Origin of the sequence: Bariatricus sp. HCP28S3_A4 (genome assembly GCF_052066395.1) — a bacterium.
Taxonomy (GTDB): Bacteria; Bacillota; Clostridia; order Lachnospirales; family Lachnospiraceae; genus Allocoprococcus.
This window is the reverse complement of record NZ_JBQHSE010000005.1, coordinates 119,821-125,969: the sequence shown is the minus strand read 5'-3', so window position 1 is coordinate 125,969 and position 6,149 is coordinate 119,821. Positions and strand designations below refer to the sequence as shown.

Genomic DNA, 6,149 nt, shown 5'->3' with positions numbered 1-6,149 from the left:
TATCCTTTTGAGATATAAAAGGATTCAGCATTTTTTGATTTGGATGTAATAACTCTCATAGGAAATACCCCCTTTTCCACATTATACCATACATTGCAATAAAATACAATACAATAAAACCAAAAAATTGACACAAAAAAACAGGTTTTATGCGGCCTGCAAGTACTTTTCCTATTGTTTAACTGTCAAACTCCCGGGAATATCCAGATGGAAATCCAGTTCTTCTTTTAAATTATAATAGGAAAGAGTGCTTTCTGTAAGGGTAAGCTCCCGGCTGTATTCGGAATAGGTAGGGCCGAGAAGCAGCGCTTTTTTGGGGCGTCTAGTCTGAATGAGAAGTGAAATGAGTTCCGTGGAGCCATTTCCGACGATGATATGTTCCGGAGATGGAGTTTTGGCATCACAGGAACCGTGTGTGCCAAGATATTGGCTGATCGCAGTCTTTAGTTCGGTGTAATTCCGGTCAGGGTATGAGGACAGGACATCCAGATTCGCGGCGAGCTGTTCTTTTACGTAGGAAGAAAGTCCGAGTGGGTTGACATTTGCTCCAAAGCTTACGATCTGCTCTTTTGGTATGTGGTAATAGGCCTCGACCGCTTCCAGATCGCTGCCGTGAAATTGTGGTTTTGTATTCATAATATAGTTCTCCTTTTCTGAAGTACGTTTTTTCAGATTTGCGTTGCCTGATAAGTCGAATAATGTTATAATTCATTATAATGCCTTTTTGAAAAAATGCAATGCAAGAAGTAGGTGGCTTAGCATGAAGAATAAAATTAAACGATTTTCCAAGGGAGATTTTGGCATGGCCAGACCGGATATTGTACTTCCGGAGACGAATCTCGTACTGACAATTGGAGAAGGTGAAGTGTATCGCGGATGCTTTACCCTGAAGAACAGGAAAGAAGGAGATATCAGAGGACTTGTATATCCTTCTTCTTTTCGTGTACATCTTGATGAACAGGGATTTGAGGGGAATCCGGTAGAAATCTGGTTCACATATGACGGGAAGGGACTGAAGCCGGGACATGTAGAATCAGGGAAATTTACGATCGTGTGCAGTGGCGGAGAATTTGAAGTAACATACACTGTGATTATAGAGAAACCATATATCATGACTTCTTATGGAAAGGTGCAGAATACCCGTGATTTTAAGAAACTGGCACTTCAGGATTTTACAGAGGCTCAGAGACTGTTCCGTTCCAGAGATTTCTATGAAGTGATTAAGTATGAAGAGCCGCGGATCCGCGCCCTTTATGATAATATGCGAAAATGGTCGCTGGGCGAACAGGCAATGGAAGAGTTTCTGGTGGGAATCAAGCAGAAAGAGTGCATTTTCCTGACAATGGGAAGGACTCAGAGAACGTTCCGTAACCTGAAGGAAGCGACGAAAGAGATCATTCATTTTACAAAGAATACCTGGGGATATATGCCGGTGAGAGTCCATGTGGACGGGAAGTTTATCCAGATTGCAAGAGACAATTTTTCGACAGATGATTTTGTCGGAAATCTGTATGATTTCAGCTATATCATCCATCCGGAGAAGACCCATGCCGGGAACAATTACGGAAAGATCGTGTTTGAGAGTCCGTATGAATCACTGACCTATGAGATCATGGTGGCGGATCACAAGGATCATGCGGAAGACCACAGAGATGCGGATATGATCTTTGCAGAGGTGATGAAGGAGTTTCTCGCCAGCATGTCGGGAAGAATTCCGGTAAAAGAATGGGCGGAACATACGAGAGAGAAGCTCTCGAAGCTGGATATCTACACGGGCGAAGGCGATGTGTATCCGCTGATCGATGCACATATGCACCTGCTCTGCGGAGAGGTCAGCGAGGCAAATGATATTCTGGACGACTATAATTACAGTCGTTTCGGGATTGGAAAGGATGCAATCGTTTCTGCATATTACCTGTATCTTACAGCCTTGATCCGCAAGACAGGAAGCCATGTAAATCGAGTGGTGGAAGAACTGAATAAAGCATATATGAAGCGGCCTAGATCATGGCAGCTTGTCTGTATGCTGGTCGAGATCGATCCGGAATATAAGAATTACAGCAAGAGACTCCACGTTCTGGAACGACACTACTATAACGGAGCGAATCAGATCATCCTTTACTGGCAGGCATACCGCTGTTTCTTGGAACATCCGACTTCGCTGAAGAAGCTCGGCTCTTTTGAGGTGCAGATCCTGAATTTTGCTGTGAAATATAAATTACTCACCAAGGACATTGCGCTTTATATGGCAAATCTTGCGACGCAGCAGAGAAATTACGACAAGAATCTGGATCGGGTCCTTCGAAAAGTGTATGCGATGTATCCGGATACCATGATTCTCACTGCAATTTGTACATTGCTCATCCGCGGAAACAGAACGACTCCGGATTGCTTTGAATGGTATGAAAAAGCAGTCGAAGCCGATCTTAAGATTGCGCAGCTGTATGAGTATTATATGATGACGATCGACGATGATCATCTCAAAAAAGAATTTCCGAAATCGGTATATCTGTATTTTATGCATGGAAATAATCTGAATTATAAAAAAGCGGCGGTACTGTATGCGAATATGATTTCCTATCAGGATGAGACAGGACCATTGTATGCAGCGTATCGTGAACAGATGGAGCGTTTTGCGTGGGAGCAGCTGGAACAGCGGAGAATCAATGAGGCGCTTCGGATCATTTACAAACGCTGCTGCACCGAGCGTGATATGACACCGGAACGGATGAAGGCGATGTACGATATCTGTCATGCTTACGAAGTAAAAACGCCTATGAAGAATATGGCGTATATCCTGGTTCTGGAACCGGATGGGACGATTGGACAGAGAGTGGCCTATAATCCTGCCGGAACGATCGTTTACTTATACAGTAAAGACTCTCGGATTGTGTGGGAGTCCAAGGAAGGAAGGCATTATGTGGATTCGATTCCCTATGATACAATCCGGCTGTTTTATGAAAGCCGTTATATGGAAATTTTCCGCAAATACCAGCTTGAAAACGGCGATGGTGGATACAAGAGAGAACAGGAAGAATTAAACTGGAAGAGTATCCGTGAATATGGAATAGATGCGTTTGAGGAAGCGGATATTTTCCGCCTCTGCAGTATGCGGATCCGGGAAGAAGGATATGAGGAAGACGATTTCCTGAGTTATGTATGCTTTGAACTCTTTAAACGAGATCAGTATGATAAAGTGACACTGACGTATCTTGCCGAATACTATTGCGGCGCTACGGAAGATATGAAGAAATTGTGGCATAAGGCGAGAGATTACGATATTACCACTTATAAACTGTCAGAGCGTATCATCACGCAGATGCTTTTCTCTGAAATGATGTTCGGAGAAGAAGAAATATTTGCGGATTATTATGAGGGCCGCACCTATTTCCGCCTGAAACAGGCATATCTGGCCTATGTATCGCGCGAGTATGTGGTATGCGGGCGTCAGGTAAAAGGATGCGTTTTTACGATTATTGCAAATGAATACCGGAAGGAAGAGGAACTGGCCGACATCTGTAAGATCGCTCTTCTGAAATACTATTCCAGCCGGGAAGTGCACAAGGAACTGGAGCCGATGTTGAGAGAGTTTCTGAGAGAAATGTGTGAAAAGCAGGTTTTCTTTTCATTCTATTTGAACTATCCCGAAACCTGGCTGAGAGAAGTACAGCTTTATGACAAGACGATGATCGAATATCATGCGAAACCGGGCAGCAAAGTGACGGTATCTTATCAGATCAGGAAAGATGGCAACGACAGTCTGAATTATCAGCAGGAAGCATTAACGCCTGCATATGAAGATACTTATATTAAGACCTGGATTCTCTTTGGAGACGAATCGCTCCGGTATTATTTTACTGAAACCGGAAATGGAGAAGTTACGGTAACGGAGAAACATGTCTATGAACCAAAGCAGGTGAAGCCGATCGGCCGTTACGGAAGGCTGAATGATATGGTCGGATTGAAAGAAGACGCATTGCAGATCGCCATGACCGAATATGCTGCGGAACTGGCGCTGGCGGAAGACATTTTCGTCGCTTATTAAATGAAATTACGGAGTTAAGGTCTTTTGCCCCACGATGCTTACGGATAATTTAAGGAGGAATACTTCATGTCACATGGAAGTATCATAGGATACGATATTAATTCGAAGATTTGCCAGATCAGTTTTCTGAATGAAGAAACGCAGGAACCGGATACACTGGATACCGGGTCGGAGAATCATCAGATCCCGCTGGCAATGACATATTATAAAGAAGTGTGGACATATGGGAAAAATGCGAAAAGAATGGGCAGTGTACGCGGGAGTGTGCAGGTTACCGATATCTGGGAGAAAGCACTGAAAAAGGAACGGCTTCAGATTGCGGGAGAAGAGTTTGAAGCGGTATGGCTTCTGGCAGAATTTATACGGCAGACGCTGCAGTCTTTTGAAAAGATAGAAAGTATCACTTTTACTGTACCGGAGATGAGCGAGGATATTCGTTATTTAATGAAAGGAATCGGGCAGAAACTGGGTGTTATGAAGGAAAATATTTACGTTCAGGATTATAAAGAAAGTTTCTGCCATTATATGTTTAACCAGCCCAAGGAACTATGGCAGTATGAATCGGCACTTTTCTATTGTGATCAGGATGTGATACGTGCTTTTATGCTTCGGGAGCTGAAGACCGGTTACCGGAAAGGAAAGGAAAGCTTTGTGACGGTCGATAAAGTGGCAGAAGCGCAGATGGAAGAGCTGGAATCCGTGTATCCGGTTTTAAATGTGGATAAGGCGAAAGCAGCAGATGAACATTTCAAAAGCTTTATTCAAAGCGTGTTTGATAAGAAAGTGGTTTCCTCCGTCTTCCTGACCGGTGACGGGTTTGAGAATAACTGGTATCCGAATTCGCTGAGAGTTCTCTGCAACGGACGAAGAGCCTTTATGGGAAACAATCTCTACAGCAAAGGTGCATGCTATACGGCGATGCAGCGCAGTATGGATCTGATCGACGGACCGGTCTACCTGGATGAGACGAAGATGACGGAACAGATCTGTCTGAAAATGCGCAGCCGGGGAGAAGAAGGGTGGTATCCACTGGTTGCGTGGGGATCACACTGGTATGAATCGGACCGGCAGTGTGAGGTGCTGTTGGAGGATAATCAGGATATCGAGATTCATATCGAATCTCTGGTAACGGGAAAGCTCCGTGTGGAGACGGTTTCACTGGAAGGGCTTCCGGAACGTAAGAATTATGCCTTGCGGCTTCGGATACGCACGATGTTCACCGATGAACGGACCTGCCACATAACATTTGAGGATGTGGGATTCGGAGAATTCTTCCCGCCGACGGGATTTTTTACGGAAAAAGTGATTGAATTAGGAGGAAGCAATGGGCAGTTTAATTCTTTGTCATAAAAAACGCGCGAAGCATCCATATGAAATAACCCGTATCCACAAGCGGATTTATACAATTGAAGAGCTGTGCTATTACCTCTGTAATAACCTGTATCTGATTGATTATACGATTATCAACGAACAGCTTTGCCGCTGGATCCGGGATGAACTGGAATTGGTTTCGTTGGCGGAGTCTTTGATGGAAATGTTGAAAAATCATGTTTCTGTGGAGCAGTTTGTACTGTATGTCCTGAACGATGCCAAGATATATACTCAGGGCGAACTGGCTCATATTCAGAATGTGCTCGAAAAGTTGAAAAACCAGAAAGAAGTGGAACGCCAGAAATACAAGGCTGACACACTTATGGAAAGTGGAGAGTTGGAGTCCGCGATTCTTGTCTATATGTCGATCGTGAACAGTGAGCGGGATGACAGCGTGGACAAACGTTTTTATGGAAGAGTATATGCCTGTCTTGCGAGTGCATATGGAAGAGCGTTTCTTTACGAGGAATCCGCCAGGATGTACGAGAAGGCATATAAGATATGTGAAGACAGCCGGATGCTGGAAGGATATGTCTATGCCTGCTACCGGTATATGCCGGTGGACGAGTATCAGAAAATGATCTCAGGAAACCAGATTTTCCTTGAAGTGGATAATAAACTTGCAGAAAAAATTGCCAGGGAAAAGGGAAAAATTTCGTTAAAGGCATCGCCGGAGCTTCTGGAAGAGTGGAAGAGAGAATACAGAAGAGGGTAAAAAAGATTGATTTTCTAT

At 44.0% G+C, this 6,149-nt stretch carries 4 protein-coding genes; 3 read left to right on the top strand and 1 reads right to left on the bottom strand.

Annotation, left to right across the window (positions count from 1 at the left end):
* Positions 1-171: 171 nt before the first annotated feature.
* Positions 172-636, bottom strand: coding sequence for an aminotransferase class I/II-fold pyridoxal phosphate-dependent enzyme (locus tag ACTNBF_RS04465; RefSeq protein ID WP_441088823.1), 465 nt, complete (start codon positions 634-636; stop codon positions 172-174).
* A 124-nt stretch (positions 637-760) separates the two neighbouring features.
* On the opposite strand from ACTNBF_RS04465, the gene ACTNBF_RS04460 reads away from it, so the two are divergent.
* The 3 genes from ACTNBF_RS04460 to ACTNBF_RS04450 all read left to right on the top strand — a co-directional run bounded on the left by ACTNBF_RS04460 (position 761) and on the right by ACTNBF_RS04450 (position 6,131).
* Positions 761-4,045, top strand: coding sequence for a DUF5717 family protein (locus ACTNBF_RS04460; RefSeq protein ID WP_427805774.1), 3,285 nt, complete (start codon positions 761-763; stop codon positions 4,043-4,045).
* A gap of 66 nt (positions 4,046-4,111) precedes the next feature.
* Positions 4,112-5,395, top strand: coding sequence for a DUF5716 family protein (locus ACTNBF_RS04455; protein WP_427805773.1), 1,284 nt, complete (start codon positions 4,112-4,114; stop codon positions 5,393-5,395).
* Entirely contained in the window at positions 5,370-6,131 is a 762-nt protein-coding gene (locus ACTNBF_RS04450; RefSeq protein WP_427805772.1) for a hypothetical protein, read from the top strand. Before ACTNBF_RS04455 ends, ACTNBF_RS04450 begins: the two co-directional genes overlap by 26 nt.
* Positions 6,132-6,149 lie beyond the last annotated feature (18 nt).

Coding starts and splice junctions, on each gene's coding strand:
- ACTNBF_RS04455 (WP_427805773.1), top strand. CDS start 4,112: ATGTCACATGGAAGTATCATAGGATACGATATTAATTCGAAGATTTGC.
- ACTNBF_RS04465 (WP_441088823.1), bottom strand. CDS start 636: ATGAATACAAAACCACAATTTCACGGCAGCGATCTGGAAGCGGTCGAG.
- ACTNBF_RS04450 (WP_427805772.1), top strand. CDS start 5,370: ATGGGCAGTTTAATTCTTTGTCATAAAAAACGCGCGAAGCATCCATAT.
- ACTNBF_RS04460 (WP_427805774.1), top strand. CDS start 761: ATGAAGAATAAAATTAAACGATTTTCCAAGGGAGATTTTGGCATGGCC.